This is a genomic window from Citrobacter sp. LST-B2, from assembly GCF_057983045.1.
On record NZ_CP192598.1, the window covers coordinates 513521 to 540164 of the forward strand.

A 26644-nucleotide genomic window follows, 5' to 3' on the forward strand; every position below is an offset into this window, starting at 1 on the left:
ACGGGCGGCGCATTTTCAGGCAGACAAGGAGAGACGCGTGAGGCGATTGCCGGGGATATTATTGCTCACTGGAGCCGCGCTCGTCGTTGTCGTAGCGCTGTTGGTCAGTGGTTTGCGCCTGGCATTACCGCATCTCGACAGTTGGCGTCCGACGATCCTCAGCAAAATTGAGTCTGCGACGGGGCTGCCGGTCAAGGCCAGCCAGATCTCCGCCAACTGGCAAAATTTTGGTCCCACTCTCGAAGCACGTGATATCCGCGCGGAACTGAAAGACGGTGGCGAATTTTCGGTAAAACGCGTTACCCTGGCGCTGGATGTCTGGCAAAGTTTGCTGCACATGCGCTGGCAATTTCGCGATCTCACCTTCTGGCAACTGAATTTCCGTACCAACACGCCGATTGAACGCAGCGAAAGCGGTGACGGTCTGGAAGCCAGCCGAATCAACGATCTTTTCCTGCGCCAGTTCGATCACTTCGATCTCCGCGACAGTCAAATCAGCTTTCTGACGCTCTCCGGTCAGCGCGCCGAACTGGCGATTCCGCAACTGACCTGGGTTAATGGTAAAAACCGCCACCGCGCGGAAGGACAAGTCAGCCTCTCCAGTCTGACCGGTCAGCACGGCGTCATGCAGGTGCGCATGGATCTGCGTGATGATGAAGGGTTGCTGAATAATGGTCGGGTCTGGTTGCAGGCCGACGATATCGACGTGAAGCCGTGGCTGGGAAAATGGATGCAGGATAACGTGGCGCTGGAGACCGCGCGCTTTAGCCTCGAAGGTTGGATGACTATCAGCAAAGGGGAGATCGCCGGTGGCGATGTCTGGCTGAAACAGGGGGGCGCGAGCTGGAAAGGCGACAATAACCTCCATACGCTCTCTGTCGACAATCTGACGGCGCATATCAGTCGTGAACAGCCGGGTTGGCAGTTTTCTATTCCCGATACTCGCATCACGATGGACGGCAAGGCCTGGCCGCGCGGTGCGCTACAGCTCGCCTGGATCCCCGAGCAGGAAGTCGGTGGCGCAGACGGAAAACGCAGTGACGAACTGCGCATCCGCGCCAGCCATCTGGAGTTGACCGGGCTTGAGGGGCTACGCCCGATGGTGTCGAAGCTTTCGCCCGAGCTGGGTGACATCTGGCTTGCCACCCAACCGAGCGGAAATATCGATACCCTGGCGCTGGATATCCCGCTTCAGGCCACGGAAAAGACGCGTTTTCAGGCCTCATGGCGCGATCTGGCGTGGAAACAGTGGAAGCTGTTGCCAGGGGCAGAGCACTTCTCCGGAACGCTCTCCGGGAGTGTGGAAAATGGCGCGCTGACCGCGTCGATGAAACAGGCCAAAATGCCCTACGAAACGGTCTTCCGTGCGCCATTAGAAATTGAAGACGGCGTTGCCACGCTGAACTGGCTAAAGAATGACAACGGTTTTCAGCTGGACGGACGTAATATTGATGTGAAAGCGAAAGCGGTCCATGCGCGTGGCGGCTTCCGCTATCTACAGCCGACAGGCGATGACCCCTGGCTGGGGATTCTGGCGGGTATCAGCACTGATGACGGCTCTCAGGCCTGGCGTTACTTCCCGGAAAATCTGATGGGCAAGGCGCTGGTGGACTATCTCAGCGGTGCGATTCAGGGTGGAGAAGCGGAAAACGCGACGCTGGTGTATGGCGGTAATCCGCATTTGTTCCCGTACAAGCACAACGAAGGCCAATTTGAAGTGCTGGTTCCACTACGCAATGCGAAATTTGCCTTTCAGCCGGACTGGCCTGCACTGACCGACCTGAATATCGAGCTGGATTTCCTGAATGACGGCCTGTGGATGAAAACCGATGGCGTCAATTTAGGCGGCGTGAAGGCCACGAACCTGACGGCGATCATCCCGGACTACGCCAAAGAGAAGTTGCTGATTGATGCTGATATTCAGGGGCCAGGCAAGGCGGTAGGTCCGTATTTTGACGACACGCCGTTGAAGGATTCGCTGGGTGCCACGCTTGAGCAACTGCAGATCGACGGCGATGTGAATGCTCGCTTACATCTGGATATCCCGCTGGACGGCGAATTAGTTACCGCAAAAGGCGATGTGTCGCTGCGCGATAATAGCCTGTTTATCAAACCGCTCGACAGCACCCTGAAAAACCTCAGCGGCAAATTCAGCTTTACCAACGGCAACCTGAAAAGCGAGCCGATGACGGCGAACTGGTTTAATCAGCCAGTGAACGTTGATTTCACCACCACGGAAGGGACGAAAGCCTATCAGGTTGCGGTGAATCTTAACGGTAACTGGCAGCCCGCTCGTACTGGCGTTCTGCCATCACAAATTAATGACGCGCTCAGCGGCAGTCTGACGTGGGACGGTAAAGTGGGTATCGACCTGCCGTATCATTCCGGCACGACCTACAATGTTGAGCTGAACGGCGATCTCAGGAATGTGAGCAGTCACTTACCTTCTCCGCTGGATAAAAGCGCGGGTGAGGCATTACCCGTTAAAATTAAAGCAACGGGCGACCTGCGTAGCTTTACTCTGACCGGTAGCGCCGGACAGGAAAATCATTTTAACAGCCGCTGGCTGTTAAATCAGAAGCTGACGCTGGATCGCGCGATCTGGACGGCGGAAAGCCGGACGCCGCCGCCCTTGCCTGAACGCGAAGGCATTGAGCTGAATCTGCCCGCGATGGATGGCGCACAATGGCTGGCCCTGTTCCAGAAAGGTGCGGTGGACAACGTTGGCGCCAGCGCGAACTTCCCGCAACACATTACGCTGCGCACGCCAGGGTTAACGCTGGGCGGACAACAGTGGAACAACCTGAGCCTCGTGTCTGAACCGGCATCGAATGGCACTAAAGTCGAGGCGCAGGGGCGTGAGATCAACGCAACGCTGGCAATGCGCAATAACGCGCCGTGGCTGGCAAATATCAAATACCTCTATTACAACCCCACCGTGGCCAAAACGGATAACAGCGACACGCCGGCATCGGCATTTGCATCCGTAGAACGCGTTAGTTTCCGTGGCTGGCCTGACGTCCAGTTACGCTGTGAAGAGTGCTGGATGTGGGGACAGAAATACGGACGCATCGATGCGGATGTGGCCATTCAGGGTGACACTCTGAACCTGAGTAACGGTCTGCTGGACACCGGTTTCACCAGGCTGACGGTGGACGGACAGTGGGTTAACACCCCTGGCAGCGAGCGTACCTCTTTAAAAGGAAAACTGCGGGGTAACAAAATTGACGCCGCGGCAGGGTTCTTTGGCGTCTCTACACCGATTCGCAACGCGTCGTTCAAAGTGGATTACGATCTGCACTGGCGCAATCCGCCGTGGAAGCCGGAGGAAGCCTCGCTGAACGGCATTATCCGCACCCGTCTGGGTAAAGGGGAGATCACCGAGCTAAGCACCGGGCACGCGGGACAGTTGCTGCGCTTGCTGAGCTTTGACGCGCTGCTGCGTAAACTACGCTTCGATTTTAGCGATACCTTCAATGAAGGTTTTTACTTCGACTCCATTCGCAGCACTGCCTGGATCAAAGACGGCATATTGCATACGGACGACACGCTGGTAGATGGGCTGGAAGCGGATATCGCCATGAAAGGGTCGGTCAACCTGGTGCGCCGCGAGCTGGATATTGAAGCGGTGGTGGCACCGGAAATCTCCGCCACGGTGGGGGTAGCCGCCGCGTTTGCGGTGAACCCGATCGTTGGTGCGGCAGTCTTTGCCGCCAGTAAAGTGCTAGGACCGCTATGGAGTAAAGTCTCGATTCTGCGCTATCGGATCACCGGTCCGGTCGACAAACCACAAATCAACGAAGTCCTGCGCCAGCCGCGGAAAGAAAATTCGCAATGATTTGACGGGGGCAAGGAATTGCCCCACTCTCAGTACATAGATCCTCTATCTGCAGTCATTAACGAGTAGCAATAACGATGAGTCTGAACCTGGTAAGTGAACAATTGCTAGCGGCGAACGGCCTGAAACATCAGGATCTGTTTGCCATTCTGGGCCAACTGGCCGAACGTCGTCTTGATTACGGCGATCTCTATTTTCAGTCGAGCTATCACGAATCCTGGGTTTTAGAAGACCGCATCATTAAAGATGGTTCTTACAATATCGATCAGGGCGTTGGTGTTCGCGCAGTGAGCGGTGAAAAAACCGGGTTTGCCTATGCTGACCAGATCAGTCTGCAGGCGCTGGAACAGAGTGCGCGCGCCGCGCGTACCATCGTGCGTGACAATGGCGACGGGAAAGTGAAGACCCTCGGTGCCGTTGAGTATCCTGCGCTGTACACCTCTGTCGATCCGCTGCAAAGCATGAGCCGTGAAGAGAAGCTCGATATCCTGCGCCGCGTCGATAAAGTTGCCCGTGAAGCGGATAAACGCGTGCAGGAAGTGTCGGCCAGCCTGACCGGCGTGTATGAATTGATCCTCGTTGCCGCTACTGACGGGACACTGGCCGCCGATGTGCGTCCGCTGGTGCGCCTGTCGGTCAGCGTACAGGTGGAAGAAGACGGAAAACGTGAGCGCGGCGCCAGCGGTGGCGGTGGGCGTTTTGGCTACGATTATTTCCTCGCCGATCTGGATGGCGACGTCCGCGCCGACGCGTGGGCGAAAGAGGCCGTGCGCATGGCGCTGGTGAACCTGTCTGCGGTCGCCGCACCTGCCGGGACGCTGCCCGTTGTGTTGGGGGCTGGCTGGCCTGGCGTACTGCTGCACGAAGCGGTGGGACATGGCCTGGAAGGGGACTTTAACCGTCGCGGCACATCGGTATTCAGCGGTCATATGGGCGAACTGGTCGCCTCTGAACTGTGCACCGTGGTGGACGATGGGACGATGGCGGATCGCCGGGGGTCGGTGGCCATTGACGACGAAGGCACGCCGGGTCAATACAATGTATTGATCGAAAACGGCATTTTGAAAGGTTACATGCAGGACAAACTGAATGCGCGCCTGATGGGCGTTGCGCCGACCGGAAACGGTCGCCGCGAGTCTTATGCGCATCTGCCGATGCCGCGTATGACCAACACCTATATGCTGCCGGGTAAATCCACGCCGCAGGAGATCATTGAGTCCGTAGAGTACGGGATCTATGCGCCAAACTTTGGCGGCGGTCAGGTGGATATCACCTCCGGTAAGTTCGTTTTCTCTACCTCAGAGGCGTATCTGATTGAGAAAGGCAAAGTGACGAAGCCGGTGAAAGGGGCTACGCTGATTGGTTCAGGTATCGAAGCGATGCAGCAGATTTCGATGGTCGGTAACGACCTGAAGCTGGATAACGGCGTCGGCGTCTGTGGCAAAGAAGGTCAGAGCCTGCCGGTGGGCGTGGGTCAACCGACGCTGAAAGTGGATAACCTGACGGTCGGCGGCACCGCCTGACTGTCCGTTGCCGGATAGTGGTTTACGCCTGTCCGGTCAACAACTGATGCTCCCATAGGCCCGGTAAGCGGCAGCGCCACCGGGCAATTTCTCACTTTTCTTTTCCCCGACCATACATTCCCTGAAAAATCTGTGCCACGTCGACGAAATAGTCGGTCAAATAGTTAATCACTACCTGTACTTTCAGCGGCAGTTTGTCTTTTTCGGTATACAGCGCATAGACCGGACGCGGATCGGACTGGTAGCGCGGCAGTAAGATCTCAAGCTCGCCCCGGTTGATCTCATTGATCACCCACATCAGCGGGACGTAGGCCACCCCTGCGCCGGCGGTCAGCCAGCGGCTGAGGGTCATTGGATCGTTGGTCACAAAGCGTCCCTGTGGGATCAGTCGCGTGGAGATCCCTTCCGGGGCGATCAGCTCAAACTCATTATCCGGACGCACGCTGTATTCCAGCCAGGAGTGGTTGGTGAGATCGGCCGGTTTTTCCGGTGTCCCATACTGTGCGAGATAGCGTTTCGCCGCGCATAACACCATCGGCATTGCACCCAGGCGACGGGAAAACAGGCTTGAATCCTGGAGGGCACCCACGCGGATAACCACATCCAGACCGTCGGCAATCAGGTCGGGGGCCGGAATACCGGTGACCAGATTGACCGTCAGGCCAGGGTGCTCTTTGAGCATTTTAGCGGTGATCCCCGCGAGGACATTTTGTGCCATGGTTGAAGAACAACCAATGCGCAGCGTACCAATCGGCGTGTTGTTAAAGGCATAAAGCTGCTCGTGAACATCCTGCACTTCATGCAGCATACGCCGACAGCCCTGATAATAAATTTTCCCGGCTTCAGTCAAGCCAATGCTACGCGTGCTGCGGTTCAGCAGCTTGACCTGCAGCTCATCTTCCAGTTTTGCCACCGTCTGGCTAATCGACGAAACACTCATTTGTAGCTGTCTGGCAGCGGCGGTGAAGGAACCAAATTCCACCACTTTCGCGAACACCGACATGCGCTTTAATCGTTCCATTATTCACTCTGGCTTAAAAGTGATTTAGATCACATATTATAGATAACAGCATAACAGTTACGGTAATATATTATTATTCAAATAAAGGCTATGTCGCTCTCGCCTGGCTTTCCTTGCCCTTCTCCGCGTCGACATTTGCTGAAAACTGTATCGCCTGCACTCTCTACAATATCAAGGTCAATATGAGTCTGTTTCCCGTTATCGTGGTGTTTGGTCTGTCCTTCCCACCGATATTCTTTGAATTGCTTCTGTCACTGGCGATTTTCTGGCTGGTGCGCCGGGTGCTTGTGCCTACGGGCATCTATGATTTTGTCTGGCATCCGGCTCTGTTTAATACTGCGCTGTATTGCTGTCTCTTTTACTTGATATCGCGCCTGTTCGTTTGAGGTTGAAGTGAAAACACTAACAAGAAAAATCTCCCGTACGGCCATTACCCTCGTACTGGTCATCCTGGCATTCATCGCTATTTTCCGCGCCTGGGTCTATTACACTGAATCACCGTGGACGCGTGATGCCCGATTCAGCGCAGACGTGGTTGCCATCGCGCCGGACGTTGCCGGACTCATCACTGCCGTTAAGGTGCATGATAATCAACTGGTGAAGAAAGATCAGGTGCTGTTCACCATCGATCAACCGCGCTACCAAAAAGCGCTGGAAGAGGCCGAAGCCGACGTCGCCTATTATCAGGTGCTGGCGCAAGAGAAACGCCAGGAAGCCGGACGTCGTAACCGTCTTGGCGTCCAGGCGATGTCCCGTGAAGAGATTGATCAGGCCAATAACGTTCTGCAAACCGTATTACATCAGTTGGCTAAAGCGCAGGCGACTCGCGACCTCGCCAGGTTAGATCTCGAACGCACCGTCATTCGCGCGCCTGCGGATGGATGGGTGACCAACCTGAACGTCTATACCGGTGAGTTTATTACCCGAGGCTCTACCGCCGTGGCGCTGGTGAAACAGAACTCCTTCTATGTGCTGGCCTATATGGAAGAGACCAAGCTGGAGGGCGTCCGTCCGGGCTATCGCGCAGAAATTACCCCGTTGGGTAGCAATAAGGTGTTAAAAGGGCGAGTCGATAGCATCGCGGCAGGGGTCACCAATGCCAGCAGTACCCGCGACGATAAAGGCATGGCGACGATCGATTCCAATCTGGAATGGGTACGCCTGGCGCAGCGCGTTCCGGTGCGTATCCAGCTTGACGATCAGCAGGAAAATCTGTGGCCTGCCGGCACCACGGCGACTGTCGTGATCACCGGCAAGCAGGATCGTGACGAAAATAATGATTCGTTCTTCCGTAAAATGGCGCACCGTCTGCGCGAATTTGGTTAATCGCGATGGGCATTTTTTCCATCGCCAACCAGCACATTCGCTTTGCGGTCAAACTGGCCTGCGCGATTGTCCTGGCGTTGTTTATTGGCTTTCACTTTCAGCTTGAAACACCACGCTGGGCGGTGCTGACGGCGGCGATTGTCGCGGCGGGTCCGGCCTTTGCCGCTGGCGGTGAACCGTATTCTGGCGCGATTCGTTATCGCGGGATGTTGCGCATTGTCGGCACCTTTATTGGTTGTATTGCGGCACTGGTGATCATCATTGCGATGATCCGCGCACCTTTGCTGATGATTCTGGTGTGCTGTATCTGGGCGGGGTTTTGTACGTGGATCTCTTCGCTGGTGCGCGTTGAGAACTCCTATGCATGGGGGTTATCGGGCTACACCGCGCTGATTATTGTCATCACTATTCAAACCGAACCGCTGCTTACGCCGCAGTTTGCTGTAGAACGCTGTAGCGAGATTGTCATCGGGATTGTCTGCGCCATTATCGCAGATCTGCTCTTTTCTCCACGATCGATCAAGCAAGAGGTCGATCGTGAGCTGGATAGCCTGCTGGTGGCGCAGTACCAACTGATGCAGTTGTGCATTAAACATGGCGATAGCGAAGAAGTGGACAAAGCCTGGGGCGATCTGGTACGTCGGGCCACGGCGCTGGAAGGAATGCGCAGCAACCTGAACATGGAATCCTCCCGCTGGGCGCGGGCGAATCGCCGCCTGAAGGCGATCAATACCCTGTCGCTGACCATGATTACGCAATCTTGCGAAACCTATCTGATCCAGAACACGCGTCCTGAGCTGATCACCGATACCTTCCGCGAGTTTTTCGCCATGCCGGTTGAAACCGCGCAGGATGTGCATAAGCAGCTTAAGCGCCTGCGCCGGGTGATTGCCTGGACCGGTGAGCGTGAAACGCCCGTCACGCTATATACCTGGGCTGGGGCGGCAACGCGCTATCTGCTGCTGAAGCGTGGCGTGATCAGCAATACCAAAATCAGCGCCACGGAAGAGGAGGTGTTGCAGGGAGAACCGGTGGTGAAAGTCGAGTCCGCGGAACGTCACCATGCCATGGTGAACTTCTGGCGCACCACGCTCTCTTGTGTGCTGGGAACGCTGTTCTGGCTGTGGACAGGCTGGACTTCCGGTAACGGCGCAATGGTGATGATTGCGGTGGTGACTTCGCTGGCGATGCGTCTGCCGAACCCACGCATGGTCGCTATCGACTTTATCTACGGTACGCTTGCCGCGCTGCCGTTGGGGGCGCTCTATTTTCTGGTGATCCTCCCCAATACCCAACAGAGCATGCTGTTGCTTTGTCTGAGCCTCGCGGTGCTGGGATTCTTTTTGGGGATCGAAGTACAGAAGCGGCGTCTGGGGTCGATGGGCGCGCTGGCCAGTACCATTAACATTATCGTGTTGGATAACCCGATGACCTTCCACTTCAGCCAGTTCCTGGACAGTGCGTTAGGGCAGATTGTGGGCTGCGTACTGGCCTTTCTGGTCATTGTGATTGTGCGCGATAATTCTCGCGATCGTACGGGTCGTGTGCTGCTCAACCAGTTTGTTTCTGCGGCGGTGTCAGCGATGACCACCAACGTGGTACGACGCAAAGAGAACCATCTTCCCGCGCTTTATCAGCAGCTGTTTCTGTTGATGAATAAATTCCCGGGGGATTTGCCGAAGTTCCGTCTGGCGCTGACCATGATCATTGCGCACCAGCGTCTGCGGGATGCGCCGATTCCGGTCAACGACGATCTCTCCGCGTTCCACCAGCAGTTGCGTCGTACGGCGGATCATGTCATTTCAGCCGTGAATGACGACAAGCGTCGACGCTACTTTGGTCAGCTACTGGATGAGCTGGACGTGTATCAGGAAAAGCTGCGAGTCTGGGAAGCGCCCCCGCAGGTCACCGAACCGGTGAAACGGCTGACCGGTATGTTGCACAAGTACCAGCATGCGCTAACCGACAGCTAACCCTCAGAAACCGATGCCAAAAGCGTCGGTTTTTTTATGGCTATACTTATTCGATGTGCGCAATGCAGGACATCAGAAGGAGAAAACACCATGCAAACGCTTCAGGACAACGAACTTTTTCAGACGGGATATCTGGTTGATGGGCAGTGGAAAACGCTTGATACCACCTTTGATGTGATTAATCCGGCGACCGGCGACACGATCGCGAAGGTGGCGAAAGCAGGAAAACAGCAGACCGAGGAGGCGATTGCCGCGGCCAGTAAGGCATTTCCTGCCTGGCGGGCAAAAACGGCAAAAGAGCGCTCGGCAATTCTGTACCGTTGGTATGAATTGATCATCGAAAACAAAAGCTGGCTGGGACGGTTGATGACCACCGAACAGGGGAAACCGCTGAAAGAAGCCGAGGGTGAGGTCGAATACGCTGCCAGCTTTATCCAATGGTTTGCCGAGCAGGCGAAGCGTGCCAATGGCGAAATTATCCCGCCGATCAAACCCGGCTCTCGCATTCTGGCGACCCGCGAACCGATTGGTGTTGTGGCAGCCATTACGCCGTGGAATTTCCCGATGGCGATGCTGACCCGTAAGCTCGGCCCGGCGCTGGCGGCGGGCTGTACCGGGGTGATAAAACCGGCCAATAACACGCCGCTGAGTGCCTTTGCGCTGCTTACGCTGGCGAAGAAAGCGGGGGTCCCTGATGGCGTGCTCAATGCCGTAGCGGGCAATACACCGGAAATCAGCGATGCCATCATGGCAAGCCATGCGGTGCGCAAAATTTCGTTCACCGGTTCAACGGCTGTCGGCAAAACGCTGGTGCGTAACGCCGCGGAAACCATGAAAAAAGTGTCGATGGAACTCGGTGGCAATGCTCCCTATATCGTGTTTGACGATGCGGACATCGATGCGGCGGTAAAAGGCGCTATTGCCAATAAGTTCCGTAATGCCGGGCAGGTTTGTGTCAGCGTGAACCGTTTTTATATCCAGGAGAGTGTCTACGACGAATTCACCCGCAAACTGGCCGATGCGGTTCAGGCATTGCAGGTGGGGAATGGCCTGGATGACGGCGTCGTCGTCGGGCCGCTGATCGAACCGTCTGCGGTCGATAAAGTGCGTGAGCATGTGGAAGATGCCGTTGCGAAAGGAGCCAAAGTGCTGGCGGGCGGGAAAGCGCACGCACTCGGCGGTAACTTCTGGCAACCAACGGTATTGGGTGAATGTCGTGATGACATGAAACTGGCGAGCGAAGAGACATTTGGACCGGTTGCCGCTTGCTTCCGCTTTACCCGAGAAGAAGAGGTAATTGAGCGCGCGAACAACACGCCGTTTGGCCTGGCCGCTTACTTCTATACGCAAAACCTACAACGGGTGTTCCGCGTCTCTCAGGCTATTGAGAGCGGTATGATCGGGATAAACGAATGTGCGGTTTCCACCGAGTTGGGACCGTTTGGCGGGGTGAAAGAGTCCGGGCTGGGACGTGAAGGATCGGTTCTGGGGTTAGACGAATTTCTGGAAGTGAAAACCCTGCATATTGGCGGCCTGTAGTCAGACCGATATCGGGAAGGTGGCGATAGATGAATATCTATACATTTGATTTTGATGAAATTGAGGATCAGGACGACTTTTATCGTGAGTTTGCGCGAATGTTTGGCCTGGCCAAAGAGAAAGTAAGCGATCTCGACTCTCTGTGGGACATCATCATGAGTGAAGCGCTGCCGTTACCGCTGGAGATCGAGTTTGTACATCTACCCGAGAAATCACGCCGGCGTTATGGCGCACTGATTTTGTTGTTTGATGAAGCAGAAGAAGAACTGGAAGGTCAGTTGCGTTTTAATGTTCGTCATTGAGAGATAAAAAAGCCCCCGACAGTCGGGGGCAAGGTCGTCGGACTAGACGACGAGGGTTTATTTGTACAATTCGGCAGTGGCATGCCAGGTGTCACCGCTACGGGCTTCGGTGATCTGATACGCTGATGCGCCTTTTTCCTGGGCTTTCTTGTTCAGCATTTCATGCATGTCCATTGGGCTGGAGCCGATTGCACTTACGGAGACAGAGCCAATCGCTTCGCGATTTTGTGCTTGTTCTGCGTTGATAGAATCTGCGGCGAATGCGCCGAATGAAAGAACAGAGAGAACGCTTAACGCAGCAACAGTTGTTTTGATTTTCATGATAAGTACCTCGTCGAATTTATTATTGGGGGTCTTCGTTTCGTGACCCTCATCACAAAATCAAGCATACACTAATCACGTGATAAATTAATACCACGCTAATGGTTTCAGCAATGCGTAAGTAATGAAAATTTATTTTTTTATGCCTGTCTGGAATTAAAAAGTGATGGTTTTTTGTTTATATCTAATAAAATCATATGGATATGAAATTTTGCGATTTGTGCGGTTTTGCATGAGCATATTCACTGCTTGAATGATTTTGGGCAGATAAACGCACTATTTGCTAAATAACAGGCAGATAAAATAACGGGAAGTGAACGTTAAAGCAGGGTTTTACCCCGCCGCCTCAGACGACGGGGTGAGAGGGTCAGAGCTCTTGTTCGAACAGCTCCAGAATGGCTTCGTAGAGATCTTTTACCGTAAAGCCATTAGCCGGGGTGGTAAAGATGGTGTCATCCCCGGCGATGGTGCCCAGAATGCCTTCAGCTTTACCCAGCGAGTCCAGCAGGCGGGCGATCAACTGCGCCGCGCCAGGACTTGTGTGGATCACCACCACTGCATCGTTAAAATCGATATCAAGAACCAGGTTTTTCAGTGGGCTGGAGGTGGTGGGTACGCCCAGTTCAGCCGGAAGGCAGTACACCATCTCCATTTTCGCATTGCGGGTACGGACTGCCCCAAACTTTGTCAGCATGCGTGACACTTTGGACTGGTTGATGTTATCAAAGCCTTGATCCTGCAATGCGAGGACAATTTCGCCCTGAGAGCTGAATTTTTCTTCTTTAAGTAGCGCTTTAAACGCTTTAACTAATTCTTCTTGCTTAGCTGAGCTTCGCATAAGTCACCCGTAGTATGAGAGTGGAAACAACATTATTATGCATACAGATGAATTTTTATGCAAATAGTCTGCCCAAGTGAAGGCTGAAATAATGTTATGAAAGAGCGGAATTTTATCAAATATTGTTATCAAGAAACATGCCTGTGTCACGCCTCGCAAATAAGCTTAAAAGTAAATTAATTGTTATCAAATTGATGTTGTTTTGGGCTGGTAGTAGGGTATATTGTCACCACCTGTTGGAAAGTTGCTCTACTGCACAGACAGCTTCGGATTACGTCAATTAAATGCATAAAAGCTAAATTCGCGTGACAACACAGAATTGAATACGGGTGATTGTATTCATCGAATTTGTGGTTTAACGTCGCCGCCGCGGAGCAACAAACACTAGTTTATCAATATAATAAGGAGTTTAGGATGAAAGTCGCAGTCCTCGGCGCTGCCGGCGGTATCGGCCAGGCGCTTGCACTACTGTTAAAAACCCAACTGCCTTCAGGTTCAGAACTCTCCCTGTACGACATCGCTCCAGTGACTCCCGGTGTGGCTGTAGATCTTAGCCATATCCCAACTGCTGTGAAAATCAAAGGCTTCTCCGGTGAAGACGCGACCCCTGCACTGCACGGTGCGGACGTGGTGCTGATCTCCGCAGGTGTAGCGCGTAAACCGGGTATGGATCGTTCCGACCTGTTTAACGTCAATGCGGGCATCGTGAAGAACCTGGTACAGCAGATCGCGACGACCTGTCCAAAAGCCTGCATCGGTATCATCACCAACCCGGTGAACACCACCGTCGCTATTGCAGCAGAAGTACTGAAAAAAGCGGGCGTTTACGACAAAAATAAACTGTTTGGCGTAACCACGCTGGATATCATCCGCTCCAACACCTTTGTGGCGGAACTGAAAGGTAAACTGCCGACTGAAGTTGAAGTTCCGGTTATCGGCGGACACTCTGGCGTGACCATTCTGCCACTGCTGTCGCAGATCCCGGGCGTGAGCTTCACTGACCAGGAAGTCGCTGACCTGACCAAGCGTATTCAGAACGCAGGTACCGAAGTGGTTGAAGCGAAGGCGGGTGGCGGATCGGCAACCCTGTCTATGGGCCAGGCGGCCGCTCGTTTCGGTCTTTCTCTGGTGCGCGCACTGCAGGGCGAAAAAGGCGTTGTTGAATGTGCCTACGTTGAAGGTGACGGTCAGTACGCACGTTTCTTCTCGCAGCCGCTGCTGCTGGGTAAAAACGGCGTCGAAGAGCGTCAGTCTATCGGCAAACTGAGCGCATTCGAGCAGAATGCGCTGGAAGGTATGCTGGATACCCTGAAGAAAGATATTCAACTGGGTGAAGAGTTCGTTAACAAGTAAGCGAACCGCGAAGCCATAAAAAAACCGGAGCAATATGTCTCCGGTTTTTTATTGCCTGATTGCCGATAACTAATTGGTTGCCGGGTATTCCTGAATAGTGACCTGTAGCGTCAGCTTCTTATCATCACGCATGACAATCACCGGAATGACCGAACCTGGTCGAATCTCTGCTACCTGGTCCATGGTTTCCAGTGCGGAGACCGCCGGTCTGCTGTTCACGGAGATAATCAGATCGTTAACCTGAATACCGGCCTGCGCCGCCGGGCCATCCGGCGCCACTTCGTTCACGACGATCCCCTGGATTTGGTCCATACCGCCGCCCTGCGTGTGCAGTGGGGCAATTTCACGACCACCAATCCCAATGTAGCCACGGATAACACGGCCATCGCGGATCAGCTTATCCATAATTTTGGTTGCCAGCTGGAACGGAATGGCAAAGCCAATCCCTTCCGGCGTTTCGCCGTCGTTGCTTTTATCAAACGACAGGGTGTTGATACCCATGAGCTCACCCAGCGAGTTCACCAGTGCCCCACCAGAGTTACCGTGGTTGATCGAGGCATCCGTTTGCAGGAAGTTCTGTCGTCCGGTTGGGTTCAGGCCGATACGCCCCGTGGCGCTGATAATGCCCTGGGTGATGGTTTGTCCGAGATTATAAGGGTTACCGATCGCCAGGACTACGTCACCGATATGCGGTGAACGTCCGGCGTTGATCGGAATCGTCGGCAGACCGCCAGTGGCGTTGATTTTCAGTACCGCCAGGTCGGTCAGCGTATCGGAGCCAACCAGCAGCGCTTCAAACACACGTCCATCCTGCAAGGCGACGATGATTTGATCGGCATCGTTGATCACATGCTTGTTGGTAATGATGTAGCCGCGCTGATCCATGATTACACCTGAACCCAGGGTGCGGATTTCCAGCTGATTATGCGCGGTGCTGTTCATACTGCGGTTATAGACGTTGACCACAGCGGGGGCCGCACGACGTACCGCAGAGTTATAGCTGGCGGGCGTCTCGTCGGCACTGTCATATTGCGGTGCAGAAAGCGTGTTGATTTTGCGTAGCGAAGGCATGGCGGCCAGAAGAATGGCACCAACAATCAAACCAATTGCGACCGAACGTAAGAGCTTCACTAACATGATGGAGGCGTCATTAATAAAGGGAACGGCAGCAGCATATCACGAGTTAACCGGACATCACACGCGAGGCTGATGCCCGGTCGTCTGGATTTAACGCAGGAGCAGATAAATGCTCTCGTTACCGCGGACGATCTGTAGCGCAATAATAGACGGTTTGGCTTCCAGCACTTTGCGCATCTCAGCGATAGAATTCACGCGGTCACGGTTGACCCCGATGATCACATCATCCTTCTGCAAACCAGCCTGCGCGGCGGGACTGCTCTTTTCAACGCTGTCAATTTTGATACCTTTGCTGCCGTCTTTGAGCTGACCATCGCTCAGCGTCGCACCCTGTAATGCCGGGGCAATCATCTCCGCGCTGGCAGATGACGAGGTGCTGGTATCAAGTGTCACTTCCACTTCCAGCGGTTTGCCGTTACGCAACAGGCCCAGCTTCACTTTAGTACCGGGTTCTGTGGTGGCAATCCTGGAGCGCAGCTCAGCAAAACTGTTGAGCGGTTTGCCGTTGAGACTGGTAATCACATCGCCGGACTTAATGCCCGCTTTGGCTGAACCGGAGTTTGGCAGTACTTCGCTGACAAAGGCACCGCGCTGCACATCTATCTTGAATGCTTTGGCGATGTCGGCGGACATTTCGGTCCCTTTAATCCCCAACAGGCCCCGCTTGATTTCACCAAACTGAATCAGCTGCTGCGCCAGGATGCGGGCCATATTGCTGGGGATGGCAAAACCGATCCCGACGCTGCCGCCGCCAGGCGCAAGAATAGCGGTGTTAATACCGATCAGCTCGCCGTTCAGGTTAAGCAGCGCGCCGCCGGAGTTCCCGCGGTTGATTGAAGCATCGGTTTGAATAAAGTTCTCCAGACCTTCCAGGTTCAACCCACTGCGTCCCAGCGCGGAGACGATACCGGAGGTGGCGGTTTGCCCCAGACCAAACGGGTTACCGACCGCCACAGCAAAATCACCAACGCGCAGTTTATCCGAGTCGGCGATGGCGATTTGCGTCAGCTTGCTGGCGTTTTGAATTTGCAGCAGGGCGATGTCGCTTTGATCGTCGCTGCCAATCAGTTTGGCCTCGAATTCACGCCCGTCATTCAACTGAACGCTGATTTTCTGCGCCTGATTAATCACATGATTGTTGGTCAGAACATAGCCTTTTGCGGCATCGATAATGACCCCGGAACCCAGTCCTTCAAACGGCTGTGCCTGCTGATCGGGCAGATCATCGCCAAAGAATTTTTTAAACTCTTCCGGGACTTTCTGCGTTTGAGTGGCGGTGCCTTCAACCTTCACGCTAACGACGGCAGGCAGCACTTTTTCGAGCATCGGGGCAAGACTGGGAAGCGCGGGCTGGCCGGGAACCTGGCCTGGGATCGACGCAATGGCCTGAAACGGCGCCGAGAGAGTTAACCCGACACTTAACGCTAATGCACTCAACAGCTGGGTTTGTATTTTCATTGATCCTGCTCTCGTACCTTGAGTAAAGGGAAAGACGATTCAAAACAGTTTGATGTTATTGAATTTTCAGTCTGCTAACAATGCGGATAATGATTAAATGATAGTCGGGACGGGAGAGAAGAGGTGGGCGCAATCGCTGCGCCCAGGAAAAATATTATCGCTGTGCAGTCAGTCGCGCTTTGCGCCACTACGCAGCAGGCCGGATGCGCCTTCGGAGTAGTCACGCGGCATTTGTACCGGAGCCTGGTCGTTGCCGGCTTCAGATTCAGCCAGACGGTTACGGAACGGGTTAGATTCCGCAGACAGTTCCGGCAGCAGGCTGCTGGAGCTTTTCGCCATGTGCTGATACAGCTGACGGTAATCGTGAGCCATGGTGTCCAGCAACTCGGCGCTGCGGGCAAAATGGCTGACCAGTTCTTCGCGGTACTCTTCCAGCTCAGCTTTATTCTTTTCCAGTTCGTACTGCAACGCCTGTTGCTGGCGTAATTTCCGGTTACCAAAACGCATGGCTACAGCACCGACGATGATGCCGACGACTAACCCAATTAGCGCATATTCCCAGGTCATGAACATCTCCCGTTGTCTTTTGTTTCCGTAGGGTGTTGGCTTTAGGCTCCATGCCTGCGCCTGATACTGCCACTATAACCGCTAATCCCACAGAAGTGGAATCCCGTCTTTATATCGCGTAGTGTAGAACGGCCTTTTTTTCGTCAACCGTGAACGACGGCACACCGATTTTCAAGGAATAACAATAACATCATGCAGAGCTTTACCCCCACATCGCGTTACCTGAAAGCCATTAACGAAGGCACTCACCAACCCGACGACGTGCAGAGAGAAGCGGTCAATCGCCTGGAGATCATTTACCAGGCGTTAACGGCGAACCCCCCTGCGGTTCCCGACGCAAAAGGGTTTATGGCCCGCGTGGGCAAACTGCTGGGGAAAAAGGAAGAGGTACACAGCGCGCCGGTGCGAGGCTTATATATGTGGGGGGGCGTTGGTCGGGGGAAAACCTGGCTGATGGATCTGTTCTACCACAGCCTGCCTGGCGTTCGTAAGCAGCGTCTGCACTTCCATCGCTTCATGCTGCGCGTGCATGAGGAGTTAACCGCGCTGCAGGGACAAACCGATCCGCTCGACATCGTGGCCGACCGTTTTAAGGCAGAAACAGATGTGCTGTGCTTTGATGAGTTTTTTGTGTCTGATATTACCGATGCCATGCTGCTCGGCGGCCTGATGAAGGCGCTGTTTGCGCGCGGTATTACGCTGGTGGCAACTTCGAATATTCCGCCAGATGAGCTGTACCGTAACGGGTTACAGCGTACGCGTTTTCTTCCCGCCATCGATGCGATTAAGCAGCATTGCGACATCATGAACGTAGACGCAGGCGTGGATTATCGACTGCGGACGTTGACCCAGGCGCATTTGTGGCTCTCACCACTGAATAAAGAAACGCAGCAGCAGATGGATAACCTCTGGCTGGCGCTGGCTGGCACCAAACGTGAACAGCAGGGACCGGTTCTGGAGATTAATCATCGTCCATTGCCGACGCTGGGCATGGAAAACCAGACGCTGGCGGTCTCATTTCATACGCTGTGCATTGATGCCCGCAGCCAGCACGACTATATTGCGCTGTCACGCCTCTACCATACGGTTATGCTGTTTGACGTGCCGGTGATGACACCGTTAATGGAAAGCGAAGCGCGTCGTTTTATCGCGCTGGTGGATGAATTTTACGAACGCCACGTCAAGCTGGTGGTAAGCGCCGCTGTGCCTTTATATGAGGTGTATCAGGGGGAGCGACTGAAGTTCGAATTCCAGCGCTGTCTGTCGCGTTTGCAGGAGATGCAGAGCGAGGAATATCTCAAGCAAGAACACATGCCCTGATCGCGGCCAATAAACTGTTGTGCAAATCACAGAAAGGGGTCGATCTTTGACCCCGACTTCTCTATAATCTTGCGACCCCACGTTACAAGAAAGTTTTTTTCCCAAAACTTTTTGTGTGCTGGCATTGGCTATTCGAAGGGGTAGGTTTGCCGGACTTTGTCGTGTGAACCTCAACTGACATAACGTTTGGGTGTTCACCAACGTGTAACTTATTTATTGGGTAAGCTTTTAATGAAAACTTTTACAGCTAAACCAGAAACCGTAAAACGCGACTGGTACGTTGTTGACGCGACCGGTAAAACTCTGGGCCGTCTGGCTACTGAACTGGCTATTCGCCTGCGCGGTAAGCATAAAGCGGAATACACTCCGCACGTAGATACCGGTGATTACATCATCGTTCTGAACGCTGACAAAGTTGCTGTAACCGGCAACAAGCGTACTGACAAAGTGTACTATCACCACACCGGTCACATCGGTGGTATCAAAGAAGCGACCTTTGAAGAGATGATTGCTCGCCGTCCTGAGCGTGTGATTGAAATCGCGGTTAAAGGCATGCTGCCAAAAGGCCCGCTGGGTCGTGCTATGTTCCGTAAACTGAAAGTTTACGCTGGCAACGAGCACAACCACGCGGCACAGCAACCGCAAGTTCTTGACATCTAATCGGGATTATAGGCAATGGCTGAAAATCAATACTACGGCACTGGTCGCCGCAAAAGTTCCGCAGCTCGCGTTTTCATCAAACCGGGCAACGGCAAAATCGTTATCAACCAACGTTCTCTGGAACAGTACTTTGGTCGTGAAACTGCCCGCATGGTAGTTCGTCAGCCGCTGGAACTGGTCGACATGGTTGAGAAACTGGATCTGTACATCACTGTTAAAGGTGGTGGTATCTCTGGTCAGGCTGGTGCGATCCGTCACGGTATCACCCGCGCTCTGATGGAGTACGACGAGTCCCTGCGTTCCGAACTGCGTAAAGCAGGCTTCGTTACTCGTGATGCTCGTCAGGTTGAACGTAAGAAAGTCGGCCTGCGTAAAGCACGTCGTCGTCCGCAGTTCTCCAAACGTTAATTGTTTTCTGCCTTTGGCAGATTACGGTTGGCGAAAAAACCCGCTTCGGCGGGTTTTTTTATGGATAAATCTGGCGTAATCCTCTGACAAAACCCTCTTTTTCCCCATTTCCAGAATCGACTCACCACAAAGGTCACAAAATCTGGTAAACTATCATCCAATTTTCTGCCCAAATATCGGGTATTGCTCATTTTTTGTTTGCTTTTTGAACGATGATGACTTTTCCGACGTGGGTGACATCACTTCTGACTGGCCATGCGATGGCTGGTAGCAGTAAAAATTCTGAATATACCTGGAGGTTTTCATGGCTGTCGCTGCCAACAAACGTTCGGTAATGACGCTGTTTTCTGGTCCTACTGACATCTATAGCCATCAGGTCCGCATTGTGCTGGCTGAGAAAGGTGTAAGTTTCGAGATCGAGCACGTGGAAAAGGACAATCCACCTCAGGATCTGATTGACCTCAACCCGAATCAGAGCGTCCCGACACTGGTAGATCGTGAGCTGACCCTGTGGGAATCTCGCATCATTATGGAATACCTGGATGAGCGTTTCCCGCATCCGCCATTAATGCCGGTTTACCCGGTAGCACGTGGCGAAAGCCGCCTGTACATGCACCGTATCGAAAAAGACTGGTATACGCTGATGAACGTCATCGTTAACGGGTCTGCTTCAGAAGCTGACGTTGCTCGCAAACAACTGCGTGAAGAACTGCAGGCGATTGCACCGGTATTCGGTCAGAAACCGTATTTCCTGAGCGATGAATTCAGCCTGGTGGATTGCTACCTGGCGCCGCTGTTGTGGCGTCTGCCGCAGCTGGGTATTGAGTTCAGCGGTGCGGGCGCGAAAGAGCTGAAGGGTTACATGACCCGCGTCTTTGAGCGTGATTCTTTCCTGGCGTCCTTAACCGAAGCTGAACGCGAAATGCGTCTTGGCCGGGGTTAATACTGATGGATTTGTCACAGCTAACACCGCGCCGTCCGTATCTGCTGCGTGCATTTTATGAGTGGTTGCTGGACAACCAGCTCACGCCGCACCTGGTGGTGGATGTGACGTTGCCGGGTGTGCATGTTCCGATGGAATATGCCCGCGACGGGCAGATTGTCCTGAACATTGCACCGCGCGCGGTGGGGAATCTGGAACTGGCTAACGATGAGGTGCGTTTTAATGCGCGTTTCGGCGGCGTTCCGCGTCAGGTTTCTGTGCCATTAGCGGCAGTGCTGGCTATTTATGCGCGTGAAAACGGTGCCGGAACGATGTTTGAACCGGAAGCGGCCTATGACGAAGATGTTGCCAGTCTTAATGATGATGACGCGACTTCTGGCGCAGAGAGCGAAACCGTTATGTCAGTCATTGATGGTGATAAACCGGATCATGACGATGACAACAATCCGGATGACGATCCGCCGCCGCCGCGTGGTGGGCGACCGGCATTACGTGTTGTTAAATAGATGAAAACAGGCCCCGCTGGGCCTGTTTTTGATCGCACCGACCGTGGTTTCACCCTCCTTCCGATCCTGTGTTACGATGAGCCTGCTGTTGTTTGTCACCGTGACTCGCAAATAGGTCTTATGAACGCATTCGATTCTCAAGCAGAAGATTCTCCAGCCACTATTGGGCGTAGCCTTCGCCGTCGTCCGCTGGCGCGAAAAAAGCTGTCGGAAATGGTCGAGGAAGAGTTAGAGCAGATGATCCGTCGCCGTGAGTTCGGCGAGGGGGAACAGTTGCCGTCCGAACGGGAACTGATGGCCTTTTTCAACGTCGGTCGTCCCTCTGTGCGTGAGGCACTGGCCGCGCTGAAGCGTAAAGGCCTGGTGCAAATCAACAACGGCGAACGTGCCCGTGTTTCCCGTCCTTCGGCGGATACCATCATTGGTGAGCTGTCCGGAATGGCAAAAGATTTCCTCGCACATCCTGGCGGCATTGCCCACTTTGAGCAGTTGCGCCTGTTCTTTGAGTCCAGTCTCGTGCGTTATGCAGCGGAGAATGCCACAGAAGAACAGATCGATCTGCTGGCAAAAGCGCTGGAGATCAACAGCCAGTCGCTGGATGACAATACGCTGTTCATCCGTTCAGATGTCGATTTTCATCGCGTGCTGGCGGAGATCCCCGGCAATCCGATCTTTATGGCGATCCACGTTGCGCTGCTGGACTGGCTGATCGCCGCTCGCCCGACCGTGCCGGATCGCGAGCTCTTCGAGCATAATAACGTAAGTTATCAGCAGCATATCGCTATCGTTGATGCGATTCGCCGACGCGATCCAGATGAGGCCGATCGCGCACTGCAATCTCATCTCAACAGCGTTTCCGCCACCTGGCACGCCCTCGGTCAACATTCAAAAATGCGTAAGTGATCGCGATCCTGACGATCGTTTAGTGAAGCAGATCGCACTATAAGCGTTCTGTATTGTATTGCTGCTTATTTGATCTGGTATAACAGGTATAAAGGTATGCAGTTAGATAACACTAATCATGACAGAGGTCGTTATGGCAAAAGAGTTACGAGGCGTAATGCCAGCGTTGTTAACCCCTTTCGATAACCAACAGAAGCTGGATATTGAAAGCCTGCGCCGGCTGGTGCGTTTTAACATCGCTCAGGGGATCGATGGGCTGTACGTGGGCGGTTCCACCGGCGAAGCCTTTGTACAGAGCTGTGCGGAAAGGGAGCAGGTGCTGGAAGTCGTCGCGGAAGAGGCGAAGGGCAAAGTCACGCTGATCGCTCACGTTGGAACGGTCAGCACCCATGAGAGCCAGCAGCTCGCCCGTGCCGCGCATCGTTACGGCTTTGACGCGGTCTCTGCGGTGACGCCGTTCTACTATCCGTTCAGCTTTGAAGAGCACTGCGATCATTACCGGGCCATTATTGATTCGGCGGATGGTTTGCCGATGGTGGTCTATAACATTCCGGCGTTGAGCGGCGTGAAGTTAACGCTGGATCAGATCAACACGTTGGTCACCCTGCCGGGCGTAGGTGCACTGAAGCAAACATCGGGCGATCTGTTCCAGATGGAGCAGATCCGTCGCGAGCATCCGGATCTGGTGCTTTATAACGGTTATGACGAAATTTTCGCTTCAGGCCTGCTGGCCGGAGCGGACGGCGGTATCGGCAGCACTTACAACATCATGGGCTGGCGATATCTGGGAATTGTGAAAGCGCTCAAAGAAGGAGATATCCGGACTGCGCAAAAACTGCAAACAGAGTGCAATAAGGTTATCGATCTCCTCATTAAGGCTGGCGTGTTCCGTGGGCTGAAAACGGTTCTGCACTATATGGACGTGGTTTCTGTACCGCTGTGCCGTAAGCCGTTTGCCCCCGTGGATGAAAAATATCTGCCGGAACTGAAGGCGTTGGCGCAGCAGTTAATGGCAGAGAAGGCGTAACCGCGTAACGTAGTGCCGGGGGCGCTGCGCTTACCCGGCCGACAAAAAAGCATAGTGTGCCGGATAAGGCTGAATCGTTATCCGGCACAACAACAAAAATCGTCGGGAGAGTAAAATGAGTACTTCTACCCAAAGCATCCCGTGGTATCGCCATCTCAACCGGGCGCAATGGCGGGCATTCTCCGCCGCATGGTTGGGATATTTGCTGGATGGTTTTGATTTTGTGTTGATAGCCCTTGTGCTGACGGAAGTACAAGGAGAGTTCGGGCTGACGACGGTTCAGGCGGCGAGCCTGATTTCGGCAGCCTTTATTTCACGCTGGTTTGGCGGGTTAATGCTGGGCGCGATGGGTGACCGGTATGGGCGTCGTCTGGCGATGGTCACCAGTATTATTCTGTTTTCAATGGGAACGCTGGCCTGTGGTTTTGCGCCGGGTTACACCACTATGTTTATCGCCCGACTGGTGATTGGCATGGGGATGGCGGGCGAATACGGTTCCAGTGCGACCTATGTTATTGAAAGCTGGCCAAAACATCTGCGTAATAAGGCCAGTGGTTTTCTGATCTCGGGGTTCTCCGTTGGTGCCGTGATTGCGGCTCAGGTCTACAGCCTGGTGGTGCCGGTCTGGGGCTGGCGCGCGCTGTTCTTCATTGGCATTCTGCCGATTATTTTTGCCCTCTGGCTGCGCAAAAACATACCGGAAGCAGAGGACTGGAAAGAGAAGCATGAAGGCAAAGCGCCGGTACGCACGATGGTCGATATTCTCTATCGGGGTGAGCATCGCGTCGTCAACATTCTGATGACGACAGCGGCGGCGATCGCACTGTGGTTCTGTTTTGCCGGGGACCTGCAAAATGCGGCGATTGTCGCGGTACTGGGTTTGCTGTGCGCGGTGATCTTTATCAGCTTCATGGTACAAAGTAGCGGCAAGCGCTGGCCGACGGGCGTGATGCTCATGATTGTTGTCCTGTTTGCTTTCCTCTACTCGTGGCCGATTCAGGCGCTGTTGCCCACCTATCTGAAAACGGAACTGGCATACGATCCTTCCACCGTGGCGCGCGTACTCTTCTTTAGCGGCTTTGGTGCTGCGGTCGGCTGCTGCGTCGGCGGCTTCCTTGGTGACTGGCTGGGGACCCGCAAAGCTTATGTTTACAGTCTGTTGGCCTCACAATTGCTGATCATTCCGGTGTTTGCCATTGGCGGTACCAATGTCTGGGTACTTGGTTTACTTCTGTTTTTCCAGCAGATGCTGGGGCAAGGGATCTCCGGAATCTTACCGAAACTGATTGGCGGTTATTTCGATACCGATCAGCGTGCGGCGGGTCTGGGTTTCACCTATAACGTCGGGGCGCTCGGCGGGGCGCTGGCACCGATTCTGGGGGCGCTGATTGCCCAACGACTGGATCTGGGCACCGCGTTGGGATCGCTCTCTTTCAGCCTGACCTTTGTGGTGATTCTACTGATTGGTCTGGATATGCCATCCCGCGTCCAGCGCTGGCTGCGACCGGAGGCGCTGCGTACCCATGACGCCATTGACGGTAAGCCGTTCAGCGGCGCTATCCCGTTCGGCGGCGATAAAAGCCCCTTAGTCAAAAGCAAAAGTTAATCCACTTGCCCGGTCCTGCACCGGGCAATACACGTAAGGGAAGAAGTATGTCGTTACTTGCACAACTGGATAAAAGCATTGCCGCGCGTGGTGGTTTGATTGTCTCCTGTCAGCCGGTTCCCGGCAGCCCACTGGATAAACCCGAGATTGTGGCGGCGATGGCGCTGGCGGCAGAGCAGGCTGGGGCCGTCGCGTTACGTATTGAAGGGATTGAGAATCTGAATGCGACGCGTGCCGTGGTTTCCGTACCGATAATCGGTATTCTCAAACGCGATCTCGCGGATTCTCCAGTGCGCATCACCGCGTTTCTGGAGGATGTCGATGCGCTGGCGCAGGCTGGCGCGGACATTATCGCGATTGATGGCACCGACCGCGTGCGTCCGGTGCCGGTTGCGGTGCTACTGGCGCGTATCCATCACCACCAGTTGCTGGCAATGGCCGATTGCTCTTCACAGGAGGACGGCCTGGCCTGTCAGGCGCTCGGTGCAGACATTATTGGCACCACGCTTTCGGGTTACACCACCGCAGAAACCCCTGATGAACCGGATCTGGCGCTAGTGAAATCGCTGAGTGAAGCCGGGTGCCGGGTGATTGCTGAAGGCCGCTACAATACCCCGGCGCAGGCCGGTGAAGCAATGCGTCACGGCGCCTGGGCAGTGACGGTCGGATCTGCGATTACCCGGCTGGAGCACATCTGTGAATGGTATAACACAGCGTTGAAAAGGGCGGTGCTATGACGACGCTGGCCATTGATATTGGCGGTACGAAACTCGCCGCCGCGCTGGTGGAGGATGATTTGCAGATTCGCGAACGTCGTGAGCTGCCCACCCCTGCTAGTAAAACGTCTCCGGCACTACGCGACGCGCTGAAAACACTGGTGCAACCGTTGCAGTCGCAAGCGCATCGGGTGGCGATAGCCTCGACGGGGATTATCCGCGAAGGCCACCTGTTGGCGATAAATCCCTCTAATTTGGGCGGGTTGCTTCACTTTCCGCTGGTGCAGACGTTAGAAGCCCTCACCGGCTTACCAACGCTGGCGATCAACGATGCACAGGCTGCCGCATGGGCGGAATATCATGCAATTGCCGATGAAACGCGGGATATGGTGTTTATCACCGTTTCAACCGGCGTCGGCGGCGGTGTGGTCAGCGACGGTCAGCTAGTCACCGGTACCGGTGGTTTGGCCGGACATCTGGGTCATACCCTCGCGGACCCTAATGGGCCGGTGTGCGGCTGTGGACGAGTGGGATGTGTCGAGGCTATCGCGTCGGGACGCGGTATTGCTGCCGCAGCGCAAGGCTCGCTTGCCGGATGCGATGCGAAAACCATTTTTGCCCGCGCGGCAGAAGGGGATGAACAGGCCCACCGACTTGTCGCTGACTCCGCACAGGTGCTGGCACGGCTGATTGCCGATACGAAAGCGGTCACCGATTGTCAGCGGGTGGTTGTCGGCGGCAGCGTTGGGCTGGCGCAAGGGTATCTGTCGCAGGTCCGCGCCTGTCTCGAACGGATGCCTTCGGTTTATCACGTAGAATTAAGCCCGGCACACTACCGCCACGACGCGGGACTGCTGGGCGCGGCATTGTTAGCGAAAGGGGAGAAAGATGATATTAGGTGAAGTTCGTTCGTTGTCTGCTGCCGGTTTACATCCCGTGCTGGAAGAGGCGCTGACGCTGGCGTTGACCGCCAGACCGCAGGAGCAATCCCCTGGTCGCGTTGAGCTACGCGGGGACGATATCTTTATGAACGTAATGCAGTTTGCCACGCAATCGGCCTCAGAGAAAAAGGCCGAACTGCACGAGCAATACATCGATATCCAGCTACTGCTGGCGGGAGAGGAACGCATTCATTTCGGCGTGGCGGATTCTGCGCGGCAATGTGAAGAGGTACATGTTGAAGAGGATTATCAGCTTTGTCGCGAGATAGCGGGTAGTCAGACCATTACCCTACAGCCAGGCATGTTCGCGGTGTTAATGCCCGGAGAGCCGCACAAACCGGGGTGCAGCGTGGGAGAACCGAAAGAGATTAAGAAAGTTGTCGTCAAGGTTCGCGCCAGCCTGTTAGTCGCATGAAAA

26 protein-coding genes are annotated in these 26644 nt (G+C 54.4%); 19 read left to right on the forward strand and 7 right to left on the reverse strand.

The features are described from left to right. Positions 1–37 precede the first annotated feature (37 nt). Complete coding sequence (gene yhdP, locus ACQ0PY_RS02495) at positions 38–3838, forward strand: AsmA2 domain-containing protein YhdP (RefSeq protein ID WP_109739791.1); 3801 nt, start codon at positions 38–40, stop codon at positions 3836–3838. Between the two features lie 77 nt (positions 3839–3915). After that, the gene (gene tldD, locus ACQ0PY_RS02500) at positions 3916–5361 is read left to right on the forward strand and encodes a metalloprotease TldD (protein WP_109739792.1); all 1446 of its coding nucleotides are present in this window, start codon (positions 3916–3918) and stop codon (positions 5359–5361) included. A 91-nt stretch (positions 5362–5452) separates the two neighbouring features. Here tldD and aaeR read toward each other — a convergent pair whose 3' ends face one another. After that, positions 5453–6382, reverse strand: a complete 930-nt coding sequence (gene aaeR / locus ACQ0PY_RS02505; RefSeq protein ID WP_042998331.1) for an HTH-type transcriptional activator AaeR — start codon at positions 6380–6382, stop codon at positions 5453–5455. 182 nt (positions 6383–6564) lie between these two features. On the opposite strand from aaeR, the gene aaeX reads away from it, so the two are divergent. The 5 genes from aaeX to ACQ0PY_RS02530 all read left to right on the forward strand — a co-directional run bounded on the left by aaeX (position 6565) and on the right by ACQ0PY_RS02530 (position 11522). Then, a complete protein-coding gene (gene aaeX / locus ACQ0PY_RS02510) occupies positions 6565–6768 on the forward strand; it encodes a p-hydroxybenzoic acid efflux pump operon protein AaeX (RefSeq protein WP_000051841.1) in 204 nt (67 codons plus the stop codon). A gap of 7 nt (positions 6769–6775) precedes the next feature. Then, the gene (gene aaeA, locus ACQ0PY_RS02515) at positions 6776–7708 is read left to right on the forward strand and encodes a p-hydroxybenzoic acid efflux pump subunit AaeA (protein WP_042998330.1); all 933 of its coding nucleotides are present in this window, start codon (positions 6776–6778) and stop codon (positions 7706–7708) included. A 5-nt stretch (positions 7709–7713) separates the two neighbouring features. After that, the gene (gene aaeB / locus ACQ0PY_RS02520; RefSeq protein ID WP_042998329.1) at positions 7714–9681 is read left to right on the forward strand and encodes a p-hydroxybenzoic acid efflux pump subunit AaeB; all 1968 of its coding nucleotides are present in this window, start codon (positions 7714–7716) and stop codon (positions 9679–9681) included. 90 nt (positions 9682–9771) lie between these two features. Beyond that, on the forward strand, positions 9772–11220 hold the full coding sequence (locus tag ACQ0PY_RS02525) for an NAD-dependent succinate-semialdehyde dehydrogenase (RefSeq protein ID WP_044263668.1): 1449 nt from the start codon (positions 9772–9774) through the stop codon (positions 11218–11220). 29 nt (positions 11221–11249) lie between these two features. Continuing rightward, positions 11250–11522: a barstar family protein gene (locus ACQ0PY_RS02530; protein WP_042324989.1), complete on the forward strand. Its 273-nt coding sequence runs from the start codon at positions 11250–11252 to the stop codon at positions 11520–11522. Positions 11523–11579: 57 nt separating this feature from the next. On the opposite strand, the gene yhcN is transcribed toward ACQ0PY_RS02530, so the two are convergent. Continuing rightward, positions 11580–11843 carry a peroxide/acid stress response protein YhcN gene (yhcN, locus tag ACQ0PY_RS02535; RefSeq protein ID WP_042998327.1) on the reverse strand — a complete coding sequence of 88 codons (264 nt, stop codon included), beginning with the start codon at positions 11841–11843 and terminating at the stop codon, positions 11580–11582. A gap of 367 nt (positions 11844–12210) precedes the next feature. Beyond that, positions 12211–12681, reverse strand: coding sequence for a transcriptional regulator ArgR (gene argR, locus ACQ0PY_RS02540; protein WP_042324992.1), 471 nt, complete (start codon positions 12679–12681; stop codon positions 12211–12213). A gap of 414 nt (positions 12682–13095) precedes the next feature. On the opposite strand from argR, the gene mdh reads away from it, so the two are divergent. Next, positions 13096–14034 carry a malate dehydrogenase gene (mdh, locus tag ACQ0PY_RS02545; protein WP_042998326.1) on the forward strand — a complete coding sequence of 313 codons (939 nt, stop codon included), beginning with the start codon at positions 13096–13098 and terminating at the stop codon, positions 14032–14034. A gap of 69 nt (positions 14035–14103) precedes the next feature. Here the strand turns inward: mdh and degS are convergent, their stop codons facing one another. The 3 genes from degS to zapG all read right to left on the reverse strand — a co-directional run bounded on the left by degS (position 14104) and on the right by zapG (position 17196). Further along, positions 14104–15171: an outer membrane-stress sensor serine endopeptidase DegS gene (degS, locus tag ACQ0PY_RS02550; protein WP_042998325.1), complete on the reverse strand. Its 1068-nt coding sequence runs from the start codon at positions 15169–15171 to the stop codon at positions 14104–14106. A 90-nt stretch (positions 15172–15261) separates the two neighbouring features. Further along, positions 15262–16629, reverse strand: a complete 1368-nt coding sequence (gene degQ / locus ACQ0PY_RS02555) for a serine endoprotease DegQ (protein WP_042998324.1) — start codon at positions 16627–16629, stop codon at positions 15262–15264. A 168-nt stretch (positions 16630–16797) separates the two neighbouring features. Next, the gene (gene zapG / locus ACQ0PY_RS02560) at positions 16798–17196 is read right to left on the reverse strand and encodes a Z-ring associated protein ZapG (protein WP_043001761.1); all 399 of its coding nucleotides are present in this window, start codon (positions 17194–17196) and stop codon (positions 16798–16800) included. Between the two features lie 192 nt (positions 17197–17388). Between zapG and zapE the strand changes: the two genes are divergently transcribed. The 3 genes from zapE (at position 17389) to rpsI (ending at position 19584) form a co-directional block, all read left to right on the forward strand. Next, positions 17389–18516, forward strand: coding sequence for a cell division protein ZapE (gene zapE / locus ACQ0PY_RS02565; RefSeq protein ID WP_109739793.1), 1128 nt, complete (start codon positions 17389–17391; stop codon positions 18514–18516). Positions 18517–18747: 231 nt separating this feature from the next. Continuing rightward, positions 18748–19176 (forward strand): 50S ribosomal protein L13, encoded by a 429-nt coding sequence (gene rplM, locus ACQ0PY_RS02570; RefSeq protein ID WP_042998322.1) that lies wholly within the window; start codon positions 18748–18750, stop codon positions 19174–19176. Positions 19177–19191: 15 nt separating this feature from the next. Then, entirely contained in the window at positions 19192–19584 is a 393-nt protein-coding gene (gene rpsI, locus ACQ0PY_RS02575; protein ID WP_000829818.1) for a 30S ribosomal protein S9, read from the forward strand. Here rpsI and ACQ0PY_RS02580 read toward each other — a convergent pair. Continuing rightward, complete coding sequence (locus ACQ0PY_RS02580) at positions 19581–19775, reverse strand: hypothetical protein (protein ID WP_099433685.1); 195 nt, start codon at positions 19773–19775, stop codon at positions 19581–19583. The genes rpsI and ACQ0PY_RS02580 overlap by 4 nt on opposite strands. A 113-nt stretch (positions 19776–19888) precedes the next feature. Between ACQ0PY_RS02580 and sspA the strand changes: the two genes are divergently transcribed. The 8 genes from sspA to nanQ all read left to right on the forward strand — a co-directional run bounded on the left by sspA (position 19889) and on the right by nanQ (position 26641). Beyond that, positions 19889–20527 (forward strand): stringent starvation protein SspA, encoded by a 639-nt coding sequence (gene sspA / locus ACQ0PY_RS02585; RefSeq protein ID WP_042998321.1) that lies wholly within the window; start codon positions 19889–19891, stop codon positions 20525–20527. 5 nt (positions 20528–20532) lie between these two features. Next, positions 20533–21033 carry a ClpXP protease specificity-enhancing factor gene (sspB, locus tag ACQ0PY_RS02590; protein ID WP_042998320.1) on the forward strand — a complete coding sequence of 167 codons (501 nt, stop codon included), beginning with the start codon at positions 20533–20535 and terminating at the stop codon, positions 21031–21033. A gap of 111 nt (positions 21034–21144) precedes the next feature. Further along, entirely contained in the window at positions 21145–21936 is a 792-nt protein-coding gene (gene nanR / locus ACQ0PY_RS02595; RefSeq protein WP_080343284.1) for a transcriptional regulator NanR, read from the forward strand. Positions 21937–22069: 133 nt separating this feature from the next. After that, the gene (gene nanA, locus ACQ0PY_RS02600) at positions 22070–22963 is read left to right on the forward strand and encodes an N-acetylneuraminate lyase (RefSeq protein WP_054176886.1); all 894 of its coding nucleotides are present in this window, start codon (positions 22070–22072) and stop codon (positions 22961–22963) included. Positions 22964–23078: 115 nt separating this feature from the next. After that, complete coding sequence (locus tag ACQ0PY_RS02605) at positions 23079–24569, forward strand: MFS transporter (RefSeq protein WP_044263663.1); 1491 nt, start codon at positions 23079–23081, stop codon at positions 24567–24569. Between the two features lie 47 nt (positions 24570–24616). Then, positions 24617–25306 carry an N-acetylmannosamine-6-phosphate 2-epimerase gene (locus ACQ0PY_RS02610; RefSeq protein WP_061069290.1) on the forward strand — a complete coding sequence of 230 codons (690 nt, stop codon included), beginning with the start codon at positions 24617–24619 and terminating at the stop codon, positions 25304–25306. Further along, a complete protein-coding gene (nanK, locus tag ACQ0PY_RS02615) occupies positions 25303–26187 on the forward strand; it encodes an N-acetylmannosamine kinase (RefSeq protein WP_109739794.1) in 885 nt (294 codons plus the stop codon). Before ACQ0PY_RS02610 ends, nanK begins: the two co-directional genes overlap by 4 nt. Then, positions 26174–26641 carry an N-acetylneuraminate anomerase gene (gene nanQ, locus ACQ0PY_RS02620; protein ID WP_109739795.1) on the forward strand — a complete coding sequence of 156 codons (468 nt, stop codon included), beginning with the start codon at positions 26174–26176 and terminating at the stop codon, positions 26639–26641. Before nanK ends, nanQ begins: the two co-directional genes overlap by 14 nt. Positions 26642–26644 lie beyond the last annotated feature (3 nt).